General features: G+C 63.5%; 20 protein-coding genes and 1 tRNA gene. 3 read left to right on the top strand and 18 right to left on the bottom strand.

Features of this window, described 5'->3' with window-relative positions:
* Positions 1-15 precede the first annotated feature (15 nt).
* The 6 genes from proB to dapE all read right to left on the bottom strand — a co-directional run bounded on the left by proB (position 16) and on the right by dapE (position 7,851).
* Positions 16-1,158 (bottom strand): glutamate 5-kinase, encoded by a 1,143-nt coding sequence (gene proB, locus CI603_RS03000; RefSeq protein ID WP_121912972.1) that lies wholly within the window; start codon positions 1,156-1,158, stop codon positions 16-18.
* Entirely contained in the window at positions 1,155-2,834 is a 1,680-nt protein-coding gene (obgE, locus tag CI603_RS02995) for a GTPase ObgE (RefSeq protein ID WP_121912971.1), read from the bottom strand. The genes proB and obgE overlap by 4 nt, the downstream gene beginning before the upstream one ends.
* Positions 2,835-2,965: 131 nt before the next feature.
* On the bottom strand, positions 2,966-3,217 hold the full coding sequence (gene rpmA, locus CI603_RS02990) for a 50S ribosomal protein L27 (RefSeq protein WP_015022457.1): 252 nt from the start codon (positions 3,215-3,217) through the stop codon (positions 2,966-2,968).
* Positions 3,218-3,249: 32 nt separating this feature from the next.
* Entirely contained in the window at positions 3,250-3,558 is a 309-nt protein-coding gene (gene rplU, locus CI603_RS02985) for a 50S ribosomal protein L21 (protein ID WP_024626855.1), read from the bottom strand.
* Positions 3,559-3,712: 154 nt separating this feature from the next.
* Positions 3,713-6,385 (bottom strand): Rne/Rng family ribonuclease, encoded by a 2,673-nt coding sequence (locus CI603_RS02980; RefSeq protein ID WP_121912970.1) that lies wholly within the window; start codon positions 6,383-6,385, stop codon positions 3,713-3,715.
* 236 nt (positions 6,386-6,621) lie between these two features.
* Complete coding sequence (gene dapE / locus CI603_RS02975) at positions 6,622-7,851, bottom strand: succinyl-diaminopimelate desuccinylase (RefSeq protein WP_121912969.1); 1,230 nt, start codon at positions 7,849-7,851, stop codon at positions 6,622-6,624.
* Between the two features lie 143 nt (positions 7,852-7,994).
* On the opposite strand from dapE, the gene CI603_RS02970 reads away from it, so the two are divergent.
* Positions 7,995-8,939, top strand: coding sequence for an AEC family transporter (locus tag CI603_RS02970; protein WP_121913002.1), 945 nt, complete (start codon positions 7,995-7,997; stop codon positions 8,937-8,939).
* A gap of 22 nt (positions 8,940-8,961) precedes the next feature.
* On the opposite strand, the gene CI603_RS02965 is transcribed toward CI603_RS02970, so the two are convergent.
* From CI603_RS02965 to CI603_RS02930, 8 genes are all read right to left on the bottom strand, one after another.
* Positions 8,962-10,311, bottom strand: a complete 1,350-nt coding sequence (locus CI603_RS02965; RefSeq protein WP_082097800.1) for a Maf family nucleotide pyrophosphatase — start codon at positions 10,309-10,311, stop codon at positions 8,962-8,964.
* Positions 10,301-11,353: a homoserine kinase gene (gene thrB, locus CI603_RS02960; RefSeq protein ID WP_121913001.1), complete on the bottom strand. Its 1,053-nt coding sequence runs from the start codon at positions 11,351-11,353 to the stop codon at positions 10,301-10,303. The genes CI603_RS02965 and thrB overlap by 11 nt, the downstream gene beginning before the upstream one ends.
* Positions 11,353-12,693, bottom strand: a complete 1,341-nt coding sequence (locus tag CI603_RS02955; RefSeq protein ID WP_183122215.1) for a homoserine dehydrogenase — start codon at positions 12,691-12,693, stop codon at positions 11,353-11,355. The genes thrB and CI603_RS02955 overlap by 1 nt, the downstream gene beginning before the upstream one ends.
* Before the next feature lie 107 nt (positions 12,694-12,800).
* Positions 12,801-14,372, bottom strand: a complete 1,572-nt coding sequence (locus CI603_RS02950) for a diaminopimelate decarboxylase (RefSeq protein WP_121912968.1) — start codon at positions 14,370-14,372, stop codon at positions 12,801-12,803.
* A gap of 26 nt (positions 14,373-14,398) precedes the next feature.
* Positions 14,399-16,156 carry an arginine--tRNA ligase gene (gene argS / locus CI603_RS02945; RefSeq protein WP_121912967.1) on the bottom strand — a complete coding sequence of 586 codons (1,758 nt, stop codon included), beginning with the start codon at positions 16,154-16,156 and terminating at the stop codon, positions 14,399-14,401.
* 43 nt (positions 16,157-16,199) lie between these two features.
* The gene (locus CI603_RS02940; RefSeq protein ID WP_046323372.1) at positions 16,200-16,589 is read right to left on the bottom strand and encodes a Rid family detoxifying hydrolase; all 390 of its coding nucleotides are present in this window, start codon (positions 16,587-16,589) and stop codon (positions 16,200-16,202) included.
* A 103-nt stretch (positions 16,590-16,692) separates the two neighbouring features.
* On the bottom strand, positions 16,693-18,447 hold the full coding sequence (gene spxB / locus CI603_RS02935) for a pyruvate oxidase (protein ID WP_110425807.1): 1,755 nt from the start codon (positions 18,445-18,447) through the stop codon (positions 16,693-16,695).
* A 282-nt stretch (positions 18,448-18,729) separates the two neighbouring features.
* A tRNA-Arg gene (locus CI603_RS02930) sits at positions 18,730-18,805 on the bottom strand.
* A gap of 364 nt (positions 18,806-19,169) precedes the next feature.
* Here CI603_RS02930 and CI603_RS02925 point away from each other — a divergent pair.
* A complete protein-coding gene (locus CI603_RS02925; RefSeq protein ID WP_046323900.1) occupies positions 19,170-19,799 on the top strand; it encodes a hypothetical protein in 630 nt (209 codons plus the stop codon).
* Between the two features lie 37 nt (positions 19,800-19,836).
* On the opposite strand, the gene CI603_RS02920 is transcribed toward CI603_RS02925, so the two are convergent.
* From CI603_RS02920 to CI603_RS02910, 3 genes are all read right to left on the bottom strand, one after another.
* Positions 19,837-20,802 (bottom strand): tetratricopeptide repeat protein, encoded by a 966-nt coding sequence (locus CI603_RS02920; protein ID WP_121912966.1) that lies wholly within the window; start codon positions 20,800-20,802, stop codon positions 19,837-19,839.
* Between the two features lie 117 nt (positions 20,803-20,919).
* Positions 20,920-21,945 carry a hypothetical protein gene (locus CI603_RS02915; protein ID WP_121912965.1) on the bottom strand — a complete coding sequence of 342 codons (1,026 nt, stop codon included), beginning with the start codon at positions 21,943-21,945 and terminating at the stop codon, positions 20,920-20,922.
* A gap of 2 nt (positions 21,946-21,947) precedes the next feature.
* Complete coding sequence (locus CI603_RS02910; RefSeq protein ID WP_121912964.1) at positions 21,948-22,997, bottom strand: hypothetical protein; 1,050 nt, start codon at positions 22,995-22,997, stop codon at positions 21,948-21,950.
* A 112-nt stretch (positions 22,998-23,109) separates the two neighbouring features.
* On the opposite strand from CI603_RS02910, the gene CI603_RS02905 reads away from it, so the two are divergent.
* Positions 23,110-24,045, top strand: coding sequence for an FKBP-type peptidyl-prolyl cis-trans isomerase (locus CI603_RS02905; protein ID WP_183122214.1), 936 nt, complete (start codon positions 23,110-23,112; stop codon positions 24,043-24,045).
* A 91-nt stretch (positions 24,046-24,136) separates the two neighbouring features.
* On the opposite strand, the gene CI603_RS02900 is transcribed toward CI603_RS02905, so the two are convergent.
* The gene (locus CI603_RS02900) at positions 24,137-25,048 is read right to left on the bottom strand and encodes a cysteine ABC transporter substrate-binding protein (RefSeq protein WP_046323377.1); all 912 of its coding nucleotides are present in this window, start codon (positions 25,046-25,048) and stop codon (positions 24,137-24,139) included.
* Between the last annotated feature and the right edge of the window lie 30 nt (positions 25,049-25,078).

Below are 25,078 nucleotides of genomic sequence, written 5' to 3'. Positions count from 1 at the left end.
CCCCCAGGGCTGCGCTCAGACCAGGACCAGAGAGTCCCGATGCACCAGCGGGTGGGCATAGTGAGCGCCCAGTCGGCGGCGGAGCTCCTTGGTGTTTAGGCCCAGCATGTCCTGAGCCTCCTCGGAATCGTAGCCGGACAGACCCTTGGCCACCTGGTGACCGGACTCATCATGAATCCAGACCGGATCCCCGGCCGAGAACTCGCCCTGGACCGATCTGGCACCAGCTGCCAGCAGGCTGGCCCGACCACCGCGCAGAGCTTTGACGGCCCCCTGATCCACCAGATAGCCGCCCCGGGGACGGGATGCGAACTTGATCCAGAGCCGGTGCGAGGAGCCCCGCGGACGGATGGGGGCGAAGAGGGTGCCCACCCGGTCGCCGGCCAGGGCAGGACCTGCAAGATCGGCGCGAGTCAAGACCACGGGCATGCCGGAGGCCGCAGCAATCCGCGCAGCCTCCAGCTTGGTGGACATGCCCCCGGTTCCCAGCCCAGAGACGGACCCCTGGGCATCCACTTGGTCCATAATGGCCGCCACGTCCGGCACAAAGCCGATCCTGTGGGCCCCTGGCTGGAACGGGGGTTCAGTGTAGAGGGCATCCACATCAGTCAGCAGGACCAAGGCATCGGCACTGACAATGTTGGCGATCAGGGCCGAAAGATGGTCGTTGTCGCCGAAACGGATCTCGTTGCTGGCCAGGGCATCGTTCTCATTGACGATGGGGATGACCCCCAGATCCAACAGACGGCAGAGGGTGCGCCGGGCGTTGCGGTACTGGACGGCATGGGTGGTGTCACGAGCGGTGATCAGGATCTGGCCAACCCGTATGTCATAGCGGGCGAAGGCGGTCTCGTACTGAGCCATGAGCAGACCCTGGCCCACTGAGGCCGTAGCCTGCTGGGTGGACACATCACCGGGGCGTTCGTCGAATCCCAGGGTGCCAAAACCAGCTGCAATGGCCCCGGAAGTGACCAGGACCAGGCGAGCGCCATTCACTGCAGCCGAGGCCAGGGCGCCCACCAGCGAACGCAGGCGGCCAAGGTCCAAGTGCCCATGGAGATCGGTCAGAGAGCTGGATCCTACCTTGACCACCATGGTACGGGCCTGAGCCACTCGGGAGCGGATCTCAGCCTCATCAGATCCTTCCCGTTCGGTCATTGCCCAGCCTCCTCCGAACTGGCAGCATCCGCGTCCCCGCGCCCCAGCAGGCCCTGCCTGTCGTGGGGATCGTCGTCCACGGAGGGGTCGGCCCAGTGCCCCTGGCGCCGTTCCTGCTCCATGACCTGTCGCACCGCCTGCCGGGCATCCATCATCTGGTGGTACTGGCGGCGGCGTTCGCTGTTGGTGCGGCGACGGTTGAGCCCCTGGCTCTCCTCCAGGCGCAGGTCACGACCCCGGGCCACCTGGGGGGTGCCGTCCAGCATTTCAGCGCCGGCTGCCACACTCGGATCCCAGTCGAAGGCCACTGCATCGTCGCCAGGACCGATGCGGACCTCATCCCCAGGTCTGGCTCCGGCCTTGCGCAGGGCATCCTCCACACCCATCCGGGCCAGGCAGTCAGCCAGATAGCCCACGGCCTCCTCGTTGTCGAAGTTGGTCTGGCGGACCCAACGCTCGGGCTTGGCTCCGCAGACCCTGAACCAGGTCTGTCCGGAACGGGTCTGATGCCGCTCAAGGGTGAAGTCCCCGGACTGGTCGCCGCTCCTGCGCCGCCGCTCCAGGGGGCGGATGACCACGCGTTCCTCCTGCCTAGCCTCTTCCCGCTGACGCAGCTGCCCGCGCAGGCGGTCCACCAGACCGGCCAAGTAGTAGCCCAGTTCCTTAAGCCCCTGATGCGAGGCTGTGGAGACCACAAAGACCTTGAGACCCAAGGCCTCGAAGTCAGGCCTAACAAATTCGGCCAGTTCGCGAGCTTCCGGCAGGTCAGCCTTGTTGAGGATGATCACCCTGGGCCGCTCGGCCATGGGGATGACTCCCAGAGGAAGCTCCAGGCGGTCGGCATAATGGGAAAGCTCCTCTTCCAGGGCCCGGTAGTCGCTCATGGGGTCCCGATCAGGCTCCAAGGTGGCACAATCGATGACGTGGGCGATAATCTCGGTACGCTCGATGTGCCGCAGAAACTCCAGCCCAAGACCCTTGCCCTGGGAGGCTCCTGGAATCAGCCCTGGCACATCGGCCATAGTAAAGCGGCTTTCCCCTGCCTGGACCACGCCCAGGTTGGGCACCAGGGTAGTGAATGGATAGTCGGCGATCTTGGGCCGGGCCGCGCTCATGGCTGCCACCAGGCTGGACTTGCCTGCGCTGGGGAAACCCACCAGGGCCACGTCGGCGATGGATTTGAGCTCCAGCACCAGGTCGCGCTCCTGCCCGGGATCCCCTAGCAACGCGAAGCCAGGAGCCCGCCTGGCCTTGGTGGCCAGGGAGCGGTTGCCCAGGCCGCCCACGCCGCCTTGGGCTGCAACGAACCGGTCTCCCACGTGGGCCAGGTCGGCCAGTCGCTCACCAGGCTGCTTGCGCTCGCCTTGGCCCCCTTTGGCGGTGAAGACCACGGTGCCCACAGGCACCGGCAGAATCAGATCCTGGCCGCGGCTGCCGTCCTTGTCGCCGCCCAGACCCATGGTGCCTGATTCGGCCTGGCGGTGCGGCAGGAAGCGGTAGTCCAGCAGGCTGGTGGCGTTGGCATCGGCCTGAAGAATGACCGAACCGCCCTGGCCGCCGTCGCCTCCATCAGGCCCGGCCAGGGGCTTGTACTTCTCGCGGCGGATGGAGGACGCCCCATTGCCGCCGTCGCCACCCTTGACATGGACGGTGACCTGATCCACAAATGCGCTCATAGGGGCCCATGGTACTCAATCCGGCCTGACATGCGGCCCCTGAGAGCTGAATGCCCTGCATCTTCATACATATATGCAAAAAGGCCACCCCCACGACAGGGATGGCCTTGGCTGATGCCAATAAAGAGCAATCAGGCGGTAAGCACGTCAACGACCTTGCGGTCACGCCGGTTGGCGAACCGAACGGTTCCGTCCGTCAGGGCGAAGAGGGTGTGGTCCTTGCCCAGGCCGACGTTCTGGCCAGGATGGAACTTGGTGCCACGCTGGCGAACGATGATGTTGCCGGCCACTACGGCCTCGCCGCCGAACTTCTTGACGCCCAGGTACTGTGCATTCGAATCGCGCCCGTTGCGTGAGCTGGACGCACCCTTCTTATGTGCCATGTCTGGTTCCTTTCCTACCTCGACCTAGGCCCTCAGGCGATGGCCGTGATCTTGACCACGGTCTGCTTCTGGCGGTGGCCCTTGCGGCGCGCCACGCCGGTCTTGTTCTTGAACTTCTGGATGTTGATCTTGGGGCCCTTGGCCTCGTCGTCCACGACCTCGCCCTTGACGGAGATCTTTGCCAGATCCTTGGCGGCCATGGTCACCTTGGATCCATCGACGACCAGCGCGACCGGAAACTCGACCGACTCGCCCTTCCTGGCAGCCAGACGGTTGACCGTGATCTGGTCACCGACCTCGACCTTCTCCTGATGGCCTCCGGCCTTCACAATCGCGTACATAGCCCTACCTTGCCTGTTGTCCAAAGCTGTATGCGCCCGGCATCCGGGTCTCGCCATGCAATTGACGGACCCGTCCAGACACCAGCTAACCAGTATAGAAGCAAACACACCGCGTCGTCAAATGTGCCTGCTCCGCCGACAAAACGAATTCAGTTTATGACTCCTTGGCGACATCCGCCGTCTCAGCCTGGGCATCATCCTCGTCCGACGCCGCCTGGGCCGCCGCAGCGATCCTGGCCAGCTTGGCCTTGACTGCAGGGGTCGAACCTGTGGACAAGGTCTCCTTGGAAGAGGAGCCGTGCCCATGCTTGTTGGTCTTGACGAAGGGGTCGCCGCCCTTGACCGCGTATGGGTCGGCATAGGAGGCGGAGATGGTCGGTTTGTCGTGAAGGATGAAGCCTCGGCCATGGCAGGTGGGGCACTCCTCGGAGAAGGCCTCGACCAGTCCCTGGCCCACCCGCTTGCGGGTCATCTGCACCAGGCCCAGGGAGGTGACCTCGGCCACCTGGTGCTTGGTGCGGTCCCGGGCCAGGCACTCGACCAAGCGGCGCAGGACCAGGTCGCGATTGGCCGGCATGACCATATCCACGTAGTCGATCATGATCATGCCGCCGATGTCGCGCAGGCGCAGCTGGCGGGCGATCTCCTCGGAAGCCTCCAGGTTGCAACGGGTCACCGTCTCCTCCAGAGACTTACCCTTGCCGATGAAGCGGCCCGTGTTCACGTCGATGGTGGTCATGGCCTCGGTGCGGTCGATGACCAGGGAGCCGCCGGAGGGCAGGTAGACCTGGCGCTCCATGCCCTTGCGCAGTTGGCTGTCGATGCTCCAGCGATCGAAAACATCCTTGCCCTGGTGCTCGGCCGGGTCCCAGTGCTCAAGTTTCTCCTCCAGGTCGGGGGCCATGGTCTCCAGGTAGTTGCGGACCCTCTCGTAGACCCCCTCGCCCTGGACCACCAGCTTGGCGAAGTCGTCGTTGAAGATGTCTCGAACCACACGGATAGCCACGTCCGGCTCGCCCTGCAGAAGCTTGGGACGCTTGCCGTGCAGGAACTCCTTGCGCTTGTCCTCGATCTTGCCCCACTGACGCTGCAGGTTCTCCAGGTCCTTGGTCAGGGCCTCCTCGCTGGCCCCCTCTGCCGCGGTGCGAATGATGACGCCCATGTCCTTGGGGGCCACCTTGGAGACGATGCTCTTGAGACGGGAACGCTCGCGGTCGGGCAGCTTGCGGCTGACGCCGGTCATGCCGCCCGAGGGCACCAGGACCAGGAAGCGGCCGGCCAGCGTGACCTGCGAGGTCAGCCGTGCACCCTTGTGGCCAATGGGGTCCTTGGTGACCTGGACCAGCACAGGGTCGCCGGATTTGAAGGCCAGTTCGATCCGGCGGGGCTGACCCTCCAGACGGGTGGAGTCCCAGTTGACCTCGCCGGCATAGAGCACGCCGTTGCGGGCCTGGCCGATGTCCACGAAGGCGGCCTCCATGCTGGGCAGGACGTTCTGAACCCGGCCCAGGTAGATGTTGCCTACAGTGGAGACCTCCTGGATGTCGGAGACGTAGTGCTCGACCAGGATATCGTCCTCGATGACCGAGATCTGGGTGTGGTGCTCCTTCTCGCGCACCACCATCAGGCGGTTGACGTTTTCACGGCGGGCCAGGAAGTCCTGCTCGACCAGTTGGGACTGACGCGAGCGTTCGCGGCGGTTGTCCCGCCGGCGCTGCTTTTTGGCCTCCAAGCGGGTGGAGCCCTCCACGTCGGTGATCTCGTCAATATATTGCTGTTTGCGCGAGCGGCGGGTATTGGGCTCCTCTGACTCGCCCTCAGCGGACTTGGAGCCTCTGCGACGGCGGCGGCGACGGGTCAGCGGGGCCTCGTCCTCGTCATCCTTGTCCTTCTCCTGCTCGTGCCCGCGACGGTGGCGAGTGGAAACGGACTTGTCAGAGCCCTCATCATCGCTCTTGGCACGGCGGCGGCGACGAGTGCGAGTGCCGGACTCATTCTGGTCCTCGTCCTGTTCCTGGTCCTCGTCAACCACGAAGGTTATGCCCTCGTGATCCAGATCCTCTTCGATGCGCTCCACTTCGTCGGCGGCCCTGCGCTCCTCGGCATTGAGCCTGCGGGAACGGCGTGAACCGCCCTCCGAGGTGCTCCTGGATCTGCTTCGGCGGGAGGGCTTGGATGACTGTTCGACATCCTCGTCCTCCTCATCCCGTTCGTCGCGCTCATTCTGCTCAGGCCTGGAGACGGGTATGACGGGCTCCTGGAAGAGCAACGACGTCATAGGACGGGGACGGGCGGTGCGGGCGGCACGCGGACGCTCATCCTGCTCCTCAGCCTTCCGGTCTGTCCTCTGGCTGAGCCCCGATGTCAGAGCCTCCACAGCCTCAAGGGCACGTTCCTGACGGTCTTGATCAGGTTCGCCCTCCTGGGCATGCTCCTCGGTACGTCGGCGGGCAGTAGTACGGCTGCGACGACGAGTAGTCGTCCTGGTCGGCTTGGACTCGCTCTCATCCCCCTGAGCATCTTGGCTGGAGTGGTTCTGCACGCTCTGATCGGCAGCCTGATCCTCCTTGGGCTTGCGGGTGCGGCGACGACGGGTGGCGGAGGGCTTGGACTCGTCGCCCTCCTCCTTGGCCTTGCGGGAGGTCTTGCGCTTCTCGGCCTCGACCTTCACAGGCACGTCGGCACCGGCAGCGCCGGCCACCCTGACCACACGCCGTCCGGAGCGGCGACGAGTGCCGGAACTTGCAGTCTCTTCAACCTGCCGTCCCTGCCCATCACTGATGGCGGACCGATTATCTTTGGTATCCTCATTCGTATTTTCGGGCACAATGCTCCTTGCGGCACGCCGCCTCGCGCCGCTCTCACGGTCCCGATCCGTCCTCACGCTGCACTCTCACTGCAACCGCGCACCTGCGTACGCCCGATCGAAACGCCTTGGCAAAAAGTCTTCCTGACGCAGGCGGACACCGACGCCCACACGGGTCACTGGGTCTCCGTCCGGGGGGATCAACGCCTACGCTGCAAGTGGTCAGGCAGAACCACCGTCATCTAGTATGTCACAGATCAGCGGTCTTCAGGTCCATTGAGCCATTCGACCAGTATTGCTTCCAGCCGGACCAGGTCATCCAGGGGCACCTGTTCGTCGGCCTTGTGGGCCAGTAGGGGGTCCCCTGCGCCCAGGTTGACGGCTGGTAGGCCAAGGGCTGAAAATCGGGCCACATCGGTCCACCCCAGCTTGGCACGAGGCTGCTGGCCCGTGGTCCGGGCAACCAGGTCCGCCAGTGAACTCGCCCAGGGCGAATCCAGTCCAGGACGGGCCGCTGGCGATTCGTCACACATGCGCACCGAGAACCCCTGGAAGACCCCGCCGCGGGCCATATGCTCGCCATTGCCCAGCTCAGCGCCTGTCCCTTGCCCCATCATCAGCTCCTTGGCCTGGGCCAGACTCTTGTCGGGGGCGAACCGGTAGTTGACATGCACCCGGCAGCGGTCGGGAATGACGTTGGTGCCCAGACCGCCCTCGATCATGGTGGCGTTGAGCCCCTCCCGATAGTCCAGGCCGTCAACCCGCACCGTGGCCGGACGGTACTGCTCCAGCCGATCCAGAATGGGCGCGGCCGCGTGGATGGCATTGCTACCCATCCAGGCCCGGGCGGAGTGGGCCGCCGTGCCGTGGGTGATCAGATCGAAGCGCATGGTTCCATTGCAGCCGGCCTCGATGGTGCAGTCGGTTGGCTCGCCGATGATGGCGAAATCACCTTGCACCCAGTCGGGGTGGGCGGCCACCACCCGGCCTAGCCCGTTCAGGTCGGCCTGGACCTCCTCATGGTCGTAGAAGACGAAGGTCAGGTCATAGACCGGCTCCTGCAGGGTGAGCGCCAGGTGAAGAAAGACGGCATCCGAGGCCTTCATGTCGGCGGAGCCCCTGCCGTACAGCACCCGGGATCCAGGGTGGGCGGCGGCCAGGTCGGCGCGGATGTCCGGGTCGCCGGGCTCCAGCCAGCGCGGGGGGAGGTTCCCATCCACGGGTACGGTGTCCAGATGCCCGGCAAGAACGATGCGGTGGGGACGGCCCAGCTGGGTGGAGGCCACGACCGTATCTCCCAACCGTTGGACCAAGAGGTCGGCTCGTGAGGACAGGGCCCTCTGTACGGCATCAGCCAGGGCGCCCTCCTGGCCGCTGATCGAAGGCAGGGCGGTCATGGACTCCAGTATCCTTGCCAAGGACTGGGCAGGTTCAACCCCCCGGGTGCCGGCGAGAAGATCAATATCCGTCTGTGTGTTCTTGGCCATAGTGCCATGCTAGCGGGCCGGGAATCGCAGATGGACCTGCAGCCGCAAGCATGAGGTCCTGGTGGCACAATGGGGGCGACGGAAGCGGTGGCACTCCGCCTGGGAGGCCGCCGTCCACCATGCGAGACGAGGAGGATGCCGGAGTGCCTGGACTGCTCAGCGCCATGGAGGGGTTCTTCATCATCGGCGTGGTCATCGCCGTGGGCTATGTGGCCGCCCGCTTCCATGTAGGCGGTCCCACAGCCCAGCTGGTACTGAACAAGTACTCATTCTTTGTGTCAACGCCCTGCCTGATGTTCGCCATCCTCTCCAAGCAGAAGCTGTCGGTAATCTTCCACCCCAGCATCATCGTGGCCTTCCTGTCGGCGGCGGCCGTGGGTCTGCTTTTCGTGGCTCTGAATGCGACCAGCTTCCACCTGCCGGCCGCCGAAGCCACCATCGGCGCTCTCGACTCCCTGTATTTGAACTCCAATAACATCGGGTTGCCTGTAGCCACCTATATTCTGGGCAATCCCACACTGGTGGCCCCTATCCTGGTCATGCAACAGGCCCTCTTCACCCCAATCGGGCTGACCGTTCTGGACGCGACCACCTCTGGCAAGCTTTCGGTCAAGACCATCCTCAAACAGCCCCTGAAGCAGCCGATCCTCATCGGCTCCATAGGCGGCATAGTGATATCGGCCATTAGCGCCCAGGCCGGCCATTTCGTCATCCCTGACTTCGTCTACAAGCCCATCGACATGATTGGGCAGTCGGCCGTGCCCATGATCCTCATGGCCTTCGGCATGTCCCTGCGGGGTTCGCGACCCATGGGCCGGGGCACTGACCGTCGTGCCACCCTTTGTGCTGTGATCCTGAAGAATCTGGTCATGCCCATGATCGCCTACCTGCTGGCCCGGTTCATGATGGGCTTCAGCGGGTCGGAGCTGTACGGGTGCGTGGTTCTGGCGGCCCTGCCCACCGGCCAGAACGTCTACAACTACGCCGCCCGCTACGAGGTGGGAACCACCTTCGCCAGGGACGGCATCCTGTTGAGCACGATCACCTCGCCCGTGATCATCGCTCTGGTTGCTCTGCTCCTGAGCTGATGCGCCCAGGCAGGCTGCCTACTCAGCCTTCGGCTGCCAGAACCTCCAAGCGTTGCCTGAAGTGCGGCCAGTCCTGTCCGAAGGCCTTCAGAAGGGGCAGGTCCGCGACCTTGTCCAGGTCCACCCATTCCAGGGCAATGCTCTCATCGTCATTCATGCGGGGATCGACTCGGTGGCCGGAACGCTCGAAGGCCAGTATGGTCGTGTAACCCCAGGGGCCGTGGTCCTCCAGGTAGGAGCCCACCACCTGAATGTCCTCCGGGCGGATGTTGGCTTCCTCATAGCTCTCGCGCAGGCCGCCCTCCAAGGGATTTTCCCCGTCGGAGATGGCGCCGCCCGGCACACCCCAGGTGCCGCCCTCGGCGCTCCAGCGTGCCCGGTGCTGCAAAAGCACACTGACCGGCGCGCCCGTGCGGGCATCACGCCGGGCCAGCAAAACGCCGGCAGCCCCGTTGAGCCCCCAGTGTCGCTTGCCGCAGGCGCAGTCCACCCACCCGTCGCCGGGCTGATGGACGTTCTCCACGGGAGCGACCAGTCCCTCAGGGCCATGCATCGATCCATCAGTCTGCTGCCGCTCGGGCATGACTCGTTCGGCCCACAGCTCAGGCCAGGAGACGCCCAGCTCCTGGGCCAGGGCGCGCAGGGTGGGCATACTCAATCCCATCACTCCACTGGGATCACCCTCGATGCCCTGGATGAAGGCGCTGCCCAATCCCTCCAAGGTGAAGGATCCAGCCACCTCAAGGGGTTCGCCTGTGGCTACATAGGCCTGCATGGATGCCCGGTCATAGTCTCCGAAGGTCACTTGAGCGCTGCTGACCGCCCGGACCTTTCGTCCGGTGGCCAGATCGATCAGACAATGACCGGTGACCAGGGTACCTGTTTGGCCACGCATGGCCATCAACCGCTCCATAGCACGTTCTGGCTTGTGAGGCTTGCCCATGACAACCCCGTCCATGCTGAACAGCGAGTCACACCCCAACAGGAGGGGCCCGCGCCCGGCGCCGATCATCCCGCCCCAGGCCCCAATGACCCGGCTCATGGGATCCCGGGAGGATGCACCTGAATCACCCTGGCTCAGAGGCCTGAACGTGACCAGATCGCCCCGGGATCGTCTTTCGGCATCCTTGACGGCATCCAAAGTCGCTTGGACAGCCGAAGCCTTGGCCTCAGCCAAGACACTGACCCGTTCGCGCACATCCAGGTCATCCAGGCGACAACCCAGTTTACGGGCCCGTTCAGCCAGCACAGCCGGCTCATCGACCTTTGAGGGTCGAATGATGGGGTCAATGCCGGCCTGGACCAGAAGCCGCCGCCTGGATGGAGAGGATGATGCCAGGATCAGTGGGATATGCCTGTCTTCAGTGTTCACGATTGCCTTCCTGGTCCCGTTCCACCTGGACCCCCTGGCAGTCCACGTCCAGGGACAGGATCCGCCAGCGACCGGAATCCAGATAGTCCCTGGCAAGGGTCCGCAGCTCATTTTCGGCATCCCCGTAGTGCAGGACGATAATGCAGGGTCCAGCCCCTGAGACGGCCGCCGCATAGCCTTGACGACGCAGGAGCTGCAGGAGCTTGGTGGAGGACGGCATGAGCCCGGCCCGGTATGGCTGATGGAGTCGATCCTGGGTAGCTACAAAGAGCAAGGAGTTAGCTTTGGCAGTCTGCCCGATCGTCTCGGTCCCCAGGTCATCCAGTGACCCTGGGTTCAGAGCGCCGGGAATCAGGGCCGCCCGAGACAGGTTGTGGACGGCATCCGCGTAAGGCACCCTGTTGGGCAGGGCCTGTCGTGCCTTCTGTGTGGACAGATGAACGCCAGGAACGAAGACTGTGGCCTTGATGGCCGGGTCCACCTTGTATCGCAGGGTGTGGTAGCCGCCCTCCAAGGGCGCACCCCCGGCTATGGGCAGGGAACCCACTCCCTCGCCAGTGGCCAGATCATAGGAGACGGTCAACCCCCCGTAGACAGCAGGCGCCACGTTGTCGGGATGCCCCTCAATCTGGGCGGCCAACGCAAAGACGGCATCACGACGCAGAGGGCCGGCATGGGCGAAGGCCGCAGCCGCCGCGATACCGGCTACGATGGCCTCGGCGCTGGAACCCAAACCCCTGGCCTGGGGGATACGGTTGACCGCGCGCATGATGAAGCCGAACCTTGGCAGTCCGAAGACCTGGCAGGCCCGCCGGAAGGCTGAGACGACCAGGTGGGTCTCGTCTCGGGGCAGAGTCCGCTCCCCCTCGCCCTTGATGACCACATAGGCGGTGGTGTCGTCCTGGTCCACGGAACGGGTGAAGACGATCTCGTCATGGTAGTCCAGCGCCAGACCGACTGCATCGAAACCCGAACCCAGGTTGGCGCTGGTGGCTGGCACACGCACCCGGACAGTAGATGGGCCCTCTGTGGCAACGGTCATCATTGGGCCTGCCGATCGAATACGCGCAGAATAGAGGCCTGCCCGGTGACCGAGTCGAAGGTGGAGATTCGCTGAACTACCTGCCGCAGGGTCACCTCGTCGCACAGATGGGTGACTACGCGCAACTGCTGGATCTCGCCGCTGTAGCCCGGGTCATGCAGGGTGGGCTTGATGTCCTGATTGACTCCGTTGATGGAAATGCCCGCCTCGGAGAAGACCTGGGCGATGGCCGCCAGCACGCCAGGCTTGTCGTGGATCAGAAAGCGGACAGCAAAGGCGGCCCGGGATGCATCCAGCGGAGCCATGGGGATGTTGGCGTACATGGGGATTCCCGGACCCATGCCATGCTGGACGATGTGGCGTGCCTCGGTGACCACATCCCCCACAACGGCTGATGCTGTGGGCGCTCCGCCGGCACCCCGGCCGTAGAACATGAGATCGTCGGCGGCTTTGGCGGTGACGAAGACCGCATTGAAGCTGCCATGGACCGAGGCCAGAGGGTGGCTGTCGGGGATCAGCGCCGGGTAAACCCGGGCGGAGATGCCCTGCTCTCCGCGTTCAGCCACAGCCAGAAGCTTGATGACCCGGTGCTCGGTCTGTGCGGCCGCAATATCGTCGGCGGTGATGGCGCGGATGCCCTCCACGGGGACATCATCCAGGCGCACATCGGTGTGGAAGGCCAGCGTGGCCATGATGGCGGCCTTGGCTGCCGCATCCAGCCCGTCCACATCGGCAGTGGGGTCCGCCTCAGCGAAGCCCTTGGCCTGGGCATCGCACAGGGCCTGATCGAATTGAAGACCCTTGGTGGTCATCTCATCCAGAATGTAGTTGGTGGTCCCGTTGACGATACCCACCAAGCTGGTGATTCCGTCGCCCACCAGAGATTCGCGCAGGGGCCGCACGATGGGGATGGCTCCGCCCACAGCCGCTTCGAAGTAGATGTCGACGCCCCGTTCTTCGGCGGCCCGGTAGAGCTCAGGGCCGTGCTGGGCCAGCAAGGCCTTGTTGGCGGTGACCACGTTGGCGCCGGACTCGATGGCCTTGAGCAGCAGGGTGCGGGCCGGCTCGATCCCGCCGATCAGTTCGATGACGATATCCGCTTTAGTGACTAAGTCGGCTGAGTCTGTGGTCAGCAGGGACGGATCAATCCAATCAGCCTTGACCTTGTCAGGATGGAGGACGGCGATACCTACCAGCTGCAGTGGGCGGCCCACTCGACTGGCCAGATCCTGGCTCTGCTCCACCAAGAGGCGGGCAGTCTGGGAGCCCACGGTCCCGGCCCCCAGAAGTGCTACGCGGATGGGCCTGACGGCCTCCTGCTGCTGCATGCGTTCAGGCATATGGTCCTCCATCCGCCCCAACGGGGCCTGTCTCCGGGTGTTGCTCCATCTTAGAAAGCCAATCCGACACCTCTACCCCAGCGGCTGGTTCCATCCGAGGGCGAGGCTCATCCCTGGTCCAAGGCCAGCAGATCATCCATGGTCTGCCGCCGTAGCATCAGCTGGGCACCAGACTGGTCCAGGCCCACCACGGGAGGGATCAGAGCCTGGTTGTAGTTGCTGGCCATGGTCCGTCCGTAGGCGCCGGTCACCGGTACCAAAAGCAAATCACCCCGGCGAATGTCCGCAGGCAGAGGCACATCCTGCACCAGGATATCCCCAGATTCACAATGCTTGCCCACCACACGGGCCTGAATCCGGTCCACGCTGCCATGTCGGTTGGCAAGGACGGCAGTGTACTCGGCCCCATACAGAGCCGGACGAATGTTGTCACTCATGCCGCCGTCAACCGAAACGTAGGTGCGCACACTTCCGTCAGACAGGGGAACGGGCTTGACGGTGCCCACCCGGTACAGGCTCATGCCGCATGGGGCCACGATCCAGCGGCCGGGCTCGAAGGCGATGACCGGCATGGGCATGCCCAAGCGGCGGTTGATGGCGGCCATGTCAGCCCCCAGGCTGGTCAGGGTCTCGTCCAGGTCCATCCGATCCTCATCTGGAGTGTAGGGCACGGAGAAGCCGCCCCCCAGATCAACCTCAGGCATCAGGTATCCGTCGGTGGCCCAGAAGGTATGCCGCAGGAGCATCATGCGCCGGGCGGCCTCGATGAAGGCCGAAGAGTCATGGATCTGAGAGCCGATATGGGTATGGATGCCCACCAACTCCAGTTCCCGCTCGTGGGAACGTATCTCCTTGAGCAGGGCGATGGCCGGTCCGTCGGCCAGAGCGGACATGGCTTTGATCCGGGCAGGATCGGCAGGTTCAGCAGGCTCGTTGGCAACCGAATACAGTGCCGAAGACGACGGGGAGACCACAGAATCACCAGGAGCCGAAGAGCTGTCATTCTTCGTGGCCGCCGGAGTCGCTGCCCCAGCCTGTCCTGAGGACCCAGGCTCAGCGCCCAGGTCCAGCAGACTCACGTCGGTGCCCTGGGGCAGCAGGGGGATGCCAAACTTCTGATCCTCGTGTGCGGTGGAAATGTACTCGTGACCGCCAGCGTGCACCCCCACGGTCACCCGGAGCATGACCTTGGCGCGACGGCCCTGTGCCCTTGCAGCAGCGGCGATTCGGGCAGGCTCGTCGGGCGCATCGATAACGATGGCCCTATAGCCCTCCCTCACAGCCAGGTCGATCTCCTGGTCGGACTTGTTGTTGCCGTGCAGAACCAGACGACGGCCAGGGGCGCCGGCAGACTGGGCAATCAGCATCTCGCCCAGGGAACAGGTATCGATATCCAACCCCTGGCGCAGCATGATCCGCACGGTCTCCTTGCTAAGAAAGGCCTTGCCCGCGTAACTGACCCTGGTGGTCGCACCGCCCAGGTCTCGCAGAGCCGCCTGGCGGAAGGCCGAGGCCCGTTCCGCCATCATCGCGGTGTCCATCAGATACATGGGGGTGCCGTAACGCTTGGCCAGATCTTCCATAGAGCACCCGTGCATGCTCAGCATGCCCTCATGGTCCTGCTGCAGAGCCTCGGGCCAGAACCCATCGGACCCCAACCCGCACATCCCTGTCTCCATCAACGACCTCCCGGTAACCTTCAGGCTTACATACGGTCAGGGGCCTGGACGCCCAACAGATCCAGACCATTGGCGATGACCTGCTGCACAGCGTCATTGAGCCGCAGACGTGCCGCCGCACGGGCTGGCTGTGGATTCCTGTCCTCGTCCTGGTCCAGATCTTTACGGCCGGTGGGTTCCATGGGCACCACGCGCTCCAGGTTGTACCAGCGGTGATAGACCCCAGCCAGCTGCTCCAAGTAGTGGGCCACCCGATGGGGAGCCTTCTGGTCGCCTGCAGTCTGAACCACATTGGGATAGAGGGCCAGGACGCCCAGAACATCGTTGTCGGCAGCGGTGTCCAACAGGGACAGGTCGGCTCCGGACCGGTCGATGCCCGCCTGGGCTGCGTTCCGATCAACATTCCTGGAGCGGGCGTGCGCGTACTGCACGTAGTAGACGGGGTTGTCATTGGTGTGCGAAGCCAGCAGGTCCAGATCAATGTCCACGCTCTGGTTGTAGTCAGTGCGGGCCAGGGAATACCGGGCGGCATCCACACCCACGGCATCCACCAGATCGTCAATGGTGACCACGTTGCCTGCCCGCTTGCTCATGCGCACAGCCTGACCGTCCTTGATGACATTGACCATCTGGCCGATCAGGATCTGCATGTTCACGCCTGGGGTGTCCCCGAAGGCTGCGCAGATGGCCATCATCCGGCCGATGTAGCCGTGATGGTCGGCGCCCAGCATGTAGATGGCCTCGTCGCAGGGATCCTTGGGTCTGCGTCGCTTGTTCAGGTAGTAGGCGATGTCGGCCGCCACATAGGCTGCGTGGCCGTCGGACTTGATGATCACCCGGTCCTTGTCATCGCCGTAGGTGGTGGAGCGGAACCAAGTAGCCCCGTCCTTCTCGAAGATGTCGCCCTTGGCCCGCAGCTCATCAATGGCCCGGTCCACCTGGCCGGACTCATACAGGCTGTTCTCATGGAACCAGACATCGAAGTTGACCCGGAAGTCACGCATGGACTGCTGGATCTCGGCGAACATCATGGGCACGGCCCGGGTGCGGAAGGCCTCGCGCTGGGGGCTGTCACCTTCGGCGCCGTCCTCGTCCTGCACCCTGGGCATAGCCAGGATGTCCTGCCCCTGGTCGGCGGCTTCCTTGACTACCCGCGAGGCAATCTCGTCAATATACGAACCCTTGTAGCCGTCAGCAGGCACGGGCTCGCCATGGGCCGCCGCCACCAGCGAGCGGGAGAAGCGGTCAATCTGCGTGCCGTGATCGTTGAAGTAGTACTCCCTGACCACCTTGGCGCCGTTGGCCTCCAGGACCCGGGCCATGGAGTCGCCCACAGCCGCCCAGCGTGTGCCGCCGATATGGATGGGGCCCGTAGGGTTTGCCGAGACGAATTCCAAATTGAGCGTGCGTCCACTCAGATGATCGTTGCTTCCGAAGGCGGATCCCGCATCCAGGACCGCATCAACCACAGCAGCCGCCGAGGCCGAATCCAAGGTTATGTTGATGAAGCCGGGCCCGGCCACATCCACCTGGGCGATCCCATCGGCCTCTCGTAGGGCCTCAGCCAAGGCCTGCCCCAATTCGGCAGGCCTCATGCCGGCCTTCTTGGCCAGCTGCATGGCAATGTTGGTGGACCAGTCCCCGTGGGAGCGGTCCTTGGGGCGCATAACCGCCAGATGGTCGGCATCAGGAACCATGTCGGGCTCCAGGTTTCCCAGCTGGTCCGATTGGGCCATCTGGACGGCGGTCGAAGAGATGATACGGGCAAGTGCTTCAGGACTCATGCCCTCAAGTCTAGCGACGGCGGGGACCAGCAACCGACCTGTCTCAGGCCAGGGCCACGACCTCGATCTCGACCAGGGCCCCCTTGGGGATGTCCGCGCCACCGAACGCCACGCGGGCCGGCCGCACCGAGCCGATGAAAACCTGGGAGTAGGCCTGATCCACCTCGGTGAAATCCTCCACACGCCGCATAAGGATGGTGGCCTTTACCACCTTTTCCATGCCGGTGCCGGCTGCATCCAAGATGTTCTTGACGTTCTTCAGAGCCTGGGTAGCCTGGTCAGCCGCAGTGCCCTCCACCAGCTCGCCGGTGTCCGGGTCGATGCCCAGCTGTCCGGAGACAAAGACAAAGCCCCCGGCCTTCACAGCCTGACTGTAAGCCCCCAAAGCCTGAGGCGCATATGGCGTGCCGATCTCTTCCGGTCCATCTTCCATGAGTCCGTCCTTTCTTCAGGTCCGCCGCACCCATGTCGGGCCGAAGCCCCGGGCGGACACCGTCCACTATAGGAGTGCCCGCCCGGCAGAAGCGGTACCAGTCTCAGCCCTTGCGAGCCTCCTGACCCATCCAGTAGGCCAGGGAGCGCAGGTCGCCGGCCTCGTAGGTCTTGACGAATTTCTCGACCTGGTCCGGATCCGAGCAGGTCTCCGGGAACCGCATGTAGCGGGTGTCCAGAGGGCTGGCTCCTGTCAGCTTGATGTCGATGACCGAAGACCTGTCAGCCTTGCGGGCCTCGGAGAAAGCGTGGCGCGCGTCGGCCACCGTGCGCACAGTGAAGCCCAAGGCACCCATGCCCTCGCCGACCTTGGCCCAGTCGGTGTCGGGCAGGTCCACACCGCTCAGAGGCTGATGGCTGTCATCGCGCTGCTCGGCCTCGATGTAGCCCAAGGATTGGTTGGAGAAGACCACGTTGATGACCGGGGCATGGTACTTGAGCTGGGCCAGCACCTCCTCGCCGAGCATGGCGAATCCACCGTCGCCGCTCAGGGAGTAGACAGTCGATTCCGGATGCTCCAGCTTGGCGGCCAAGGCGGCCGGCACGGCATAGCCCATGGTGGCGTGCTTGCCGGAGACGGTCCAGCGGTTGGTGGGCTTCAGGTGCAGCAGACGCAGGAAGTCGATGTCCACATTACCCACGTCGGGGATGACAATGTCATTGTCCTCAAGCTGCTGATCGATGATGTGGTAGACGGGCTCGGGCCTCAGGGGCGTACGGGTGTCTTCGTTAAAGGAGGCCAGCCACTGGTCCCAGTTCTCCTTGCTGCGCAGGCAGGCCCGGTAGAAGACGGACTCCTCCTGGTCCTGGCCGGCGGCGGTTATCGCCTTGAGGGCCTCGCGAGCATCTGCCTGGATGGCCAGGACCACGTTGGCCTGGAAGCGCTTGCCCAGCTTGACCGGGTTCAGGTCGATCTGGATGACCTTGGTGTTGGGAGTGACGAACATGGACCCGAAGGGGTTGTCCGAACCCACCCAGACCGTCAGATCCGAAGTGTAGATGGCCTCCGTAGCGGTCTTGGTGGCCACACGGCCGGCCGACTGCAGGTAGGCAGGATAGGTGTCCTCCACAATCCCCTTGGCCGGGAATGTGGAAACCATGGGCATCTTGAAACGCTCGGACATGGCGACCAGTTCATCGCGTGCCCCGGCAGCGCCTTGACCGAAGTAGAGCAGCGGCGCCTTGGCGGACTGAATGATCTCAACTGCCTTGCTGACCTGGTCGGCCGCGGGCTTCAGCGGCTCCGGCTTGCGGAAGTTAGGCGCAGATGCCACCGGGCGGTCGTCAATCTCGGCCCAAGCCAGATCCTTGGGAATGATCACCACGGAGACCCCGTGGCTGGCATAGGCGCGGCGGATGGCCTCATCCACCAGGGCCGGCAACCCCTGGGCGTTGGTGGCGGCCCGGGCGAATACGGCCACATCGGTAAAGATAGGCACCTCGTCCATGGCCTGGAAGAAGTCCATGTTCATAAAGGCCTGAGGCACCTCACCCACCAGAGCCAGCACCGGCACGCCGTCTTCACGCGCATCGTAGAGGCCGTTGAGCAGGTGGACGGCGCCGGGACCCGACGAGCCGAAGCAGACACCAATCCTGCCGGTCAACTTGGCCTCTCCGGCGGCTGCCAGTGCTCCGGCCTCCTCATGACGGACCTGGATAAAGTCGATGCGCTCGCGCTCGTTGTGGATGGCATTCATCATGGAGTCGAAGGAACCGCCGGGCAGGCCATAGATGCGCGGCACCCCCCACTGCTCCAGGACGTGAAGGACAGCATCCCCTGCATTGATTCGATTGGCCATGTGAACTCCTTTGCTTCACCGGGGAAAGGAGGCTCCGCCACAACGCGGAAGCGTCGGTCCTCCCCGACGTTCGGTCTTACCCTTTCACTATGGCACCTAGAAACGAAGACACAAGCGGGCTAAGGGCCATGTTCCTCAAAAGCTTAGTGATTCACCACACATATCGTGACGTATGCGGTGCACTTACTTCATCAAGCAGATGCCGTAATCTCAGTCATTGCGACAGACAGATTTGTCTAAAGAAAAATCCCTGCGCTCTTCCTGGCGGCAGGGATTGCATCCTGGTGGGCTCGAAGGGATTCGAACCCTCGACCTTCTGTTCCGGAGACAGACGCTCTATCCGCTGAGCTACGAACCCGACAGCCACTTTCCAGTGGACAACAGAGACCATACTAGGACACTTTGCGCATTTTCGCACCCATGCGCGTCTTCACGTGTCGGTCCAGCTCTTGCTGACATCGGCGTGTTGCCGCAAAATTCCGGGCGTTTCATAGGTATCGTGATGGCAAGGCCTCGTGCCACCGCCCCGGTTGCGCCATTGCATCCTCATGCGGTGGCGCGAAGCCGCCAACATTCCCGGATGATCTTCTCTCGGGATAATTTACACTGTAGTTCCTTCACCCGGCCATCACAAGCGGCCTTCACATACCTGGACCATGAAACGGGCTGTGGACAGCAAATGGTGGCAGCAACCGGCCTACCGTACCATGGGAAGCATGGCCATGGATGAGGACGAGGACGATTTCGAGTTCGAACGCAGATTCTTCTGCCGGAACCTTCCTCGGGAGCTGCTCAGGGAGAGCCGACCGACCCTGATCGTGCAGAGCTACTACGTGCATGAGGACAACTTTGCCCTTCGTGTGCGTCTGCAGGGCCAGGTGGATCCAGTGGTACCCATGACGGCCCGGACCGATGCCCTCCACACTCTGCTTGAGGAAGGCGACCACTTCGACGCTGCCTCAATGACAGCCAAGGGGCCCTCCGTCGGCGGCACCCGCTACGAGGCCGAAAGGGCCATCGATCCGGGAATCGCCCTGGAACTGATTCTGCGCGGCGGCATTCCCATCGTCAAGAACCGGTATGGGGTCTGGCTGGACGAGGACTGGTGGAACCTGGATGTCTTCGGAGACGGCAACGCTCCCCTGGTGGTGGCCGAAGTGGAGCGGACCGGCCCGGTGACCGACCTGACCATCCCCGACTTCTGCGCCACGGAGATCACCGACGACCCGCGGTTCTCCAATGACGGTCTGGCTGACCACCCATTTGGCGACTGGGCGACCGACTTCGACCGAGAGTTGAAGGCCAGCGGACCGCGCTTCCTGACCAACTTCGACGGGAACCGCGAGTCCTGACCCAGGACCGGTTCAGGCCGGTACGCGGCAACCTAAATCAGTACATCAGCGTGGACAAACGGCGACGGGCCTTGGCCAGCCGAGGATCGGTCGGTTCAGGAATAACGAAGTACTCCAGCAGGCGGCGGCGGATGGGATCGGTCTGATCCCGGTGCCCGGCCAGAAAGTCCAGCAGGCGATCGAAAGCATCCTGAATCTGGCCGCCGATCATGTCCACATCGGCCACATCCAACTGGGCCTGCAGGTCGTCAGGAGCATCGGCAGCTGCCTGACGGACCTTACGAACATCGGCCTGGGCCGACCGGGCCATCAGCAGGCACTTGGCCTGTTCACGCTTGGCCAGGTCGTCGGTCGAGTCGGCCTGAACCAGCTGGCCATAAGCTTCGGCCGCAGTTGCATAGTCGCCCTCTTGAGCCAGCCGGTGGGCCTCCTGATGAGCAGGAGGAATGGCATCAGCCGCTGCCTGGCCAGCTTGCTCGTCCTGCCCCTGATCGTTGGTCTCCTGATAGGGTGCGCTGCCGGTGATGCCGGCCTTCTGCGCCATCTGGACCACCTGTGGGATGAGCTGATCGGTGATCTGGTTCATCTCCTCATCGGTGGGCAGACCTTGCAGAATAGGCATGGGCCTGCCGGCCAACAGGGCAAAGAGGGCCGGGGCACCCTGCACCTGGAAGGTCTGGGCAATCTGCGGATTGGTCGCGATGTCGATGCGGGAGAGCTGAATGCGCCCCTCCTGGGCGTTAACGGCCTCGGCCAGGCGTGTGGCCAAGGGGAAGAGACGATCGTCGGTGGGTACCCAGAGCAGGACCAGAATGGGAAAGGTGGTCGAGGTCTGGACCATGGCCTGGAAACTGGCCTCCGTGGTATCAATCACGTAGCCACCGGCAGCGGGCGCCCCTCCCTGCTGCCCTGGCTCGGCATCAACCTGGTGCTTAAGCGCGCCCAGGTCGACTGCTCCTGCCAGCGAGACGCCCGGCTGCCCCTGCCCGTTCTTGTTCGCCATGTCAGTCCTCCTTAACCTGGCGGACGCCGACTGCAGCTTCGGTCCGCCCTCGAATGCAAACTCCTGGAAGCCAATCTAGTCCAAGGCCCGGGCGTTCACCCAGCGCAATCCCGCCGTTCAGACCGCTTCCACCTTGATGGGTTCACGCTCGGCGCCCACGGCCCTGATGGGCTCGTGCGAGTCCGCCGACGGCACGTAGAGGGCGATCACGTTGACATAGGTGACCTTCATAGTACTGGTGGGCTTGCCCTGTCCAAAGAGGGCCTTCTCGGCATCCGATGCGGGCGAGGACTCCCGGCCCTCACCCGCCTGCCTGGTCCATACCGAATCAATCCGGGCCACGACCAGGTCGCCCCCATCGGAAGAGTGCATGACCCGCAGCTGCCCCTGTGCCGGGGTGAAGGTCTGCGACTGGCTGCCCTTGTTGGCTTCGATTCCCTGCTGAACCACCTGAGTCAGCGTACCCAGAGAGTTGCGGAAGTCATCCTGGGCGAACTCCTTGGCATATTTGCTGCCCTGGGGATTCTGCAGGAGGTCGGCATAGCGGCGCACGGCCTCCACCGGCGTGGCCTTGAGACCCTGATCGTCGCCCTGCCCCATCCTGGCACCGATGGTGGCCACCGGGAACTTGGGCAGCTGGGCTCCTTGGAAGAGCCGTGCCACACCCCAGAGCTTATAGTTCTCATGGGCGGACTCCTGGTCCAGAACCAAGAGGCGCTTGGACTGCTGATCCTGCGTGGTGGTGGTAATCGAGAAGACCGAACGTGGCCACCCCGGATCGCCGGGAATGACCGTCTGGGCGATGGTGGTGGGAATGGTCGTCTTGGGATCCAGCTGCCCGGTGGCCCGGGCTATGGTCAGCTCGCTAGTGCGGATCTCCAGCTGGGGTCCGCTGACTCGCCGGTCCAACCCGGCCGGGTCCCTGGCCTCGTTGGCCTGGTCCAGAACAGCCCCGATGCTCTTGCGGATGCGGGCCTCCTGGGCCGGAGTCAGGTTGGGCGCAGGAGCAGTGGTTGCAGTGCTCTGAGGCTCGGTTCGGCTGGCCTGGGGAACCTGCCCCTCGCAGGCAGACAGCCCCGGCAGAAGGCCCAGGGACAAGGCCAGCGCCGCTGCAACCCCTACCCTGTTCATCGGTTTGTTCATACTCATTGGCGCTCCTCCTCCCCCTCGTGGGCAAGCCTGGCCAGGTAGGAGGCCATCTCCTGGCTGCTGATGACCCTGGTGGCCGACATATCATCGGCTCCTCGGTCGCCGCTGACGGTACGGCCGTCGCCATCCTCCTGTTGGTCAGCGACCAGGTTCCGATTGCGCGGATCAATCACCACGGGTGGCCTGGGCGGGGGTCCTGGATCCCCCTGCCGTGCCTGTCCGCGAGCGTGACGCAGGCGTCGGCCTGAAACCGAGCTATGCCGATTTCCGAGACCAGGCAGAATGGCGCTGCCCAGGGCCTGAGCCACACTGACCTCGGGAGTCTCTTCAGCCTCTTGTTCAGGTTCGGTCTGCTTGCGGCGCTTGACCGGATCCATGGCGAAGACTGTTGCTGAAAGAACGGCCAGCAGGGCCAGCAGCCCGCCGGCAAAATAGAAGGGCATGGCGAAGTTGGGCAGCCTGTCCCGCTGCCAGAGCATTTCCAGACCCAGGGAATGGGAACCCTGAGGAACCGCCACCAGCAGGACGGCCTGCGGATCGTCGGTCTTCAGGGACATGGACACGTCGTTGTCGGAGCAGGTTACCTGTTTCCACATGTCCGAATCCTGAAAAGCCACGCCCTGATTACTTTTGACGGCCTTGCCGGGGCTGGTGTCCCTGCCGACGGACAGGGTGTGCCAATCATCCAAACCTCTCACACGTGCCACATCTTGCCCGGCCGTCCAACCAGCTGCATCCTTGGCCGTGGTCAGGGCCATACAGACGGTAGGCTTGCGTGAATTCTGATCTGCGGACGCGGAGGTTCCATTCGATGTTACATCCACTCGCATGGTCACTTTGCTGTCCACCAAGGGAAGCACGCCTGGATCGGTCACCACATAGGCTGCCTTCGTACGCGCATGCGCATCCACATGAGCCGAAGGCTTCCAGACCGTGGCGTTGAAAATACCCAGCACAATGGCCGTTACAGCCAGCAGTCCGAAGATGGGGGTGACGATGCCGCGCATGATCGTGCTATGACGCGAAGGCTTTTCAGGCCGCGTCATCTCATCTTTTTCCTCGGGTACTCGCTCCATATTATCGACATTCTACCGTCGGCTCCCTATGATCTGGTTCCAAGCACAGGGAAATCACCCATAAGCCCTAAACTGTTCTTCTATGACCATCATCGCAAGGAAATCAGGCAGCAAGCGTCTGCTGGGCGCCATGACGGCTCTGGCCCTATGTCTTGGGCTGTCAGCCTGCAGCGGGAAATCTGACGGGGACGCGCACGCGGGCGACACCATGCAGGGCGTATCAGCCAGTGGCAAACTTGGCAGCAAGCCCGACATCAGCTTCAAGACCCCCTTCAAGGTCGAGAACCAGGCTCATCAGGTCATCCAGGAGGGCAACGGCGAGGTCATCCGCGACGGGGATCGTGTATGCACAAGGAGCCTGGCCCTGGATGCCAAGACCGGCAAGGTGCTCAACTCCACCTGGGACAAGAGCAGTCCGGAGTGCTCGATCGTCATCAGCAAGAAATCCATCCCGGCATACTACGACACCTTCAAGGGCCTCAAGGTCAACTCCACCGTGGCCGTGGGCATCGATGAGTCAGGCTCCGGCAGCAGCCAGGCGACCGACTCCTATATCATGGCCCTGACCTTCGTCTCCCGGTCCAAGAACCTGACCCGCGCCCAGGGACAGAAGGTGACCGATCTGCCCAGCGACCTGCCCAAGATCAGCCTGGACGACAAGGGCAAGCCCTCCCTGGATCTCAACGGCTACCAGCCTAAGGAAGGATTGGTCGTCCAGCCCCTGATCAAAGGCAAGGGGGCCAAGGTCGGCCAGCATCAGAGCGTCAGCGCCAACTACACCGGCTGGCTGGCCTCCAACGGCAAGCAGTTCGACTCCTCCTGGGACCGGGGACAGCCCAGCGATTTCAGCCTGGACCAAGTGGTCAAGGGCTGGCAGCAGGGTCTGGCAGGCCAGACCGTGGGCTCTCAGGTTCTTCTGGTCATTCCGCCCGACCTGGGCTACGGCAGCCAGAAACAGCAAAGCATCCCGGCCAATTCAACCCTGATCTTTGTGGTTGACATCCTGGCCGCCTACTGATTCGGCAATCCATCGAGTCAGACGACAGGGCCCGTACCCATCCAGTCGCATTTGGATGGGTACGGGCCCTGTCATAAGCCAGACAGTCAGGTCAGTCCTTGCCGCCCTCGACCACAATCTCGTCGGGGTTGGCCTCACTTCCATAGACCGGCTCCAGAGTCTTGCGGTAGTCCTCATGGAAGAACCGCTCCTGGCCCAGTTTGACCAGCTCTTTGTTGATGTAGTCCAGCAAAGGCTTGTTTCCCTTGCGCACGGCCGGGGCGATGACAGCCTCATCCCCAAGCTTGGTGATGCCCACCGAGAAGCCCTTGTTGGCCTTGGCCCAGGCCAGCACCTCGGTGTTGTCCGTACTCATGGCGTCGCCACGGTGGTCCAGCAGAGCGTTGTAGGCATCGGCGTACTGGTCGTACTTCTGCAGCTTGACTTCCGGGTAGTGCTGCTCGAAGTAGGGCTCAGCCGTGGTCCCCTTGGCGATGATCAGAGTCTTGCCGTTCAACTCCTTGACATCTTTGATCGGCGCCGAATCCGGGGAGACCACGCCCAGGAAGACCTTCATATAAGGCTTGGCGAAGTCCACCTTGCGAGCGCGATCATCGGTGACGGTGAAGTTGGCCAGAACCACGTCCACCTTGTTGCTGGACAGCACATCCACACGGGCGGCCGGGTCCACCGAGGTGTATTCGGGCTTGACGCCCAGATCCTTGGCCAGGCGCTCGGCCAGGACCACATCGTAGCCCTGGTTCTTGCCGTCCTTATCCACGTAGCCGAAGGGGGCCTTGTCAGTGAAGACCGCCACCTTGAGTTTTCCGGACTTGGTGATCTGCTCCGGGGTGCGTGCAGACCCGGATGCTGCCGAGGAGCCGGAGCTGCTTGCTGAGCCGCTTCCAGCGTCACTGGGGGCGGCCGCCGAAGGGCCGCAGGCCGCCATGGAAGCCATCATCGCGATCGTCGCCCCCGTGGCCAGCGTCGCCCGTATCAATCGGTTCACTACCCTTGCGGTCATGATCCCTCTTTTCCTCTTATCTTTCCTATG

The sequence above is a fragment of the Bifidobacterium sp. wkB338 genome (genome assembly GCF_003688325.1).
GTDB classification, from domain to species: Bacteria; Actinomycetota; Actinomycetes; order Actinomycetales; family Bifidobacteriaceae; genus Bombiscardovia; species Bombiscardovia polysaccharolytica.
The sequence above is the reverse complement of the archived record's forward strand: the minus strand, read 5'-3'. Positions and strand labels throughout refer to the sequence as shown.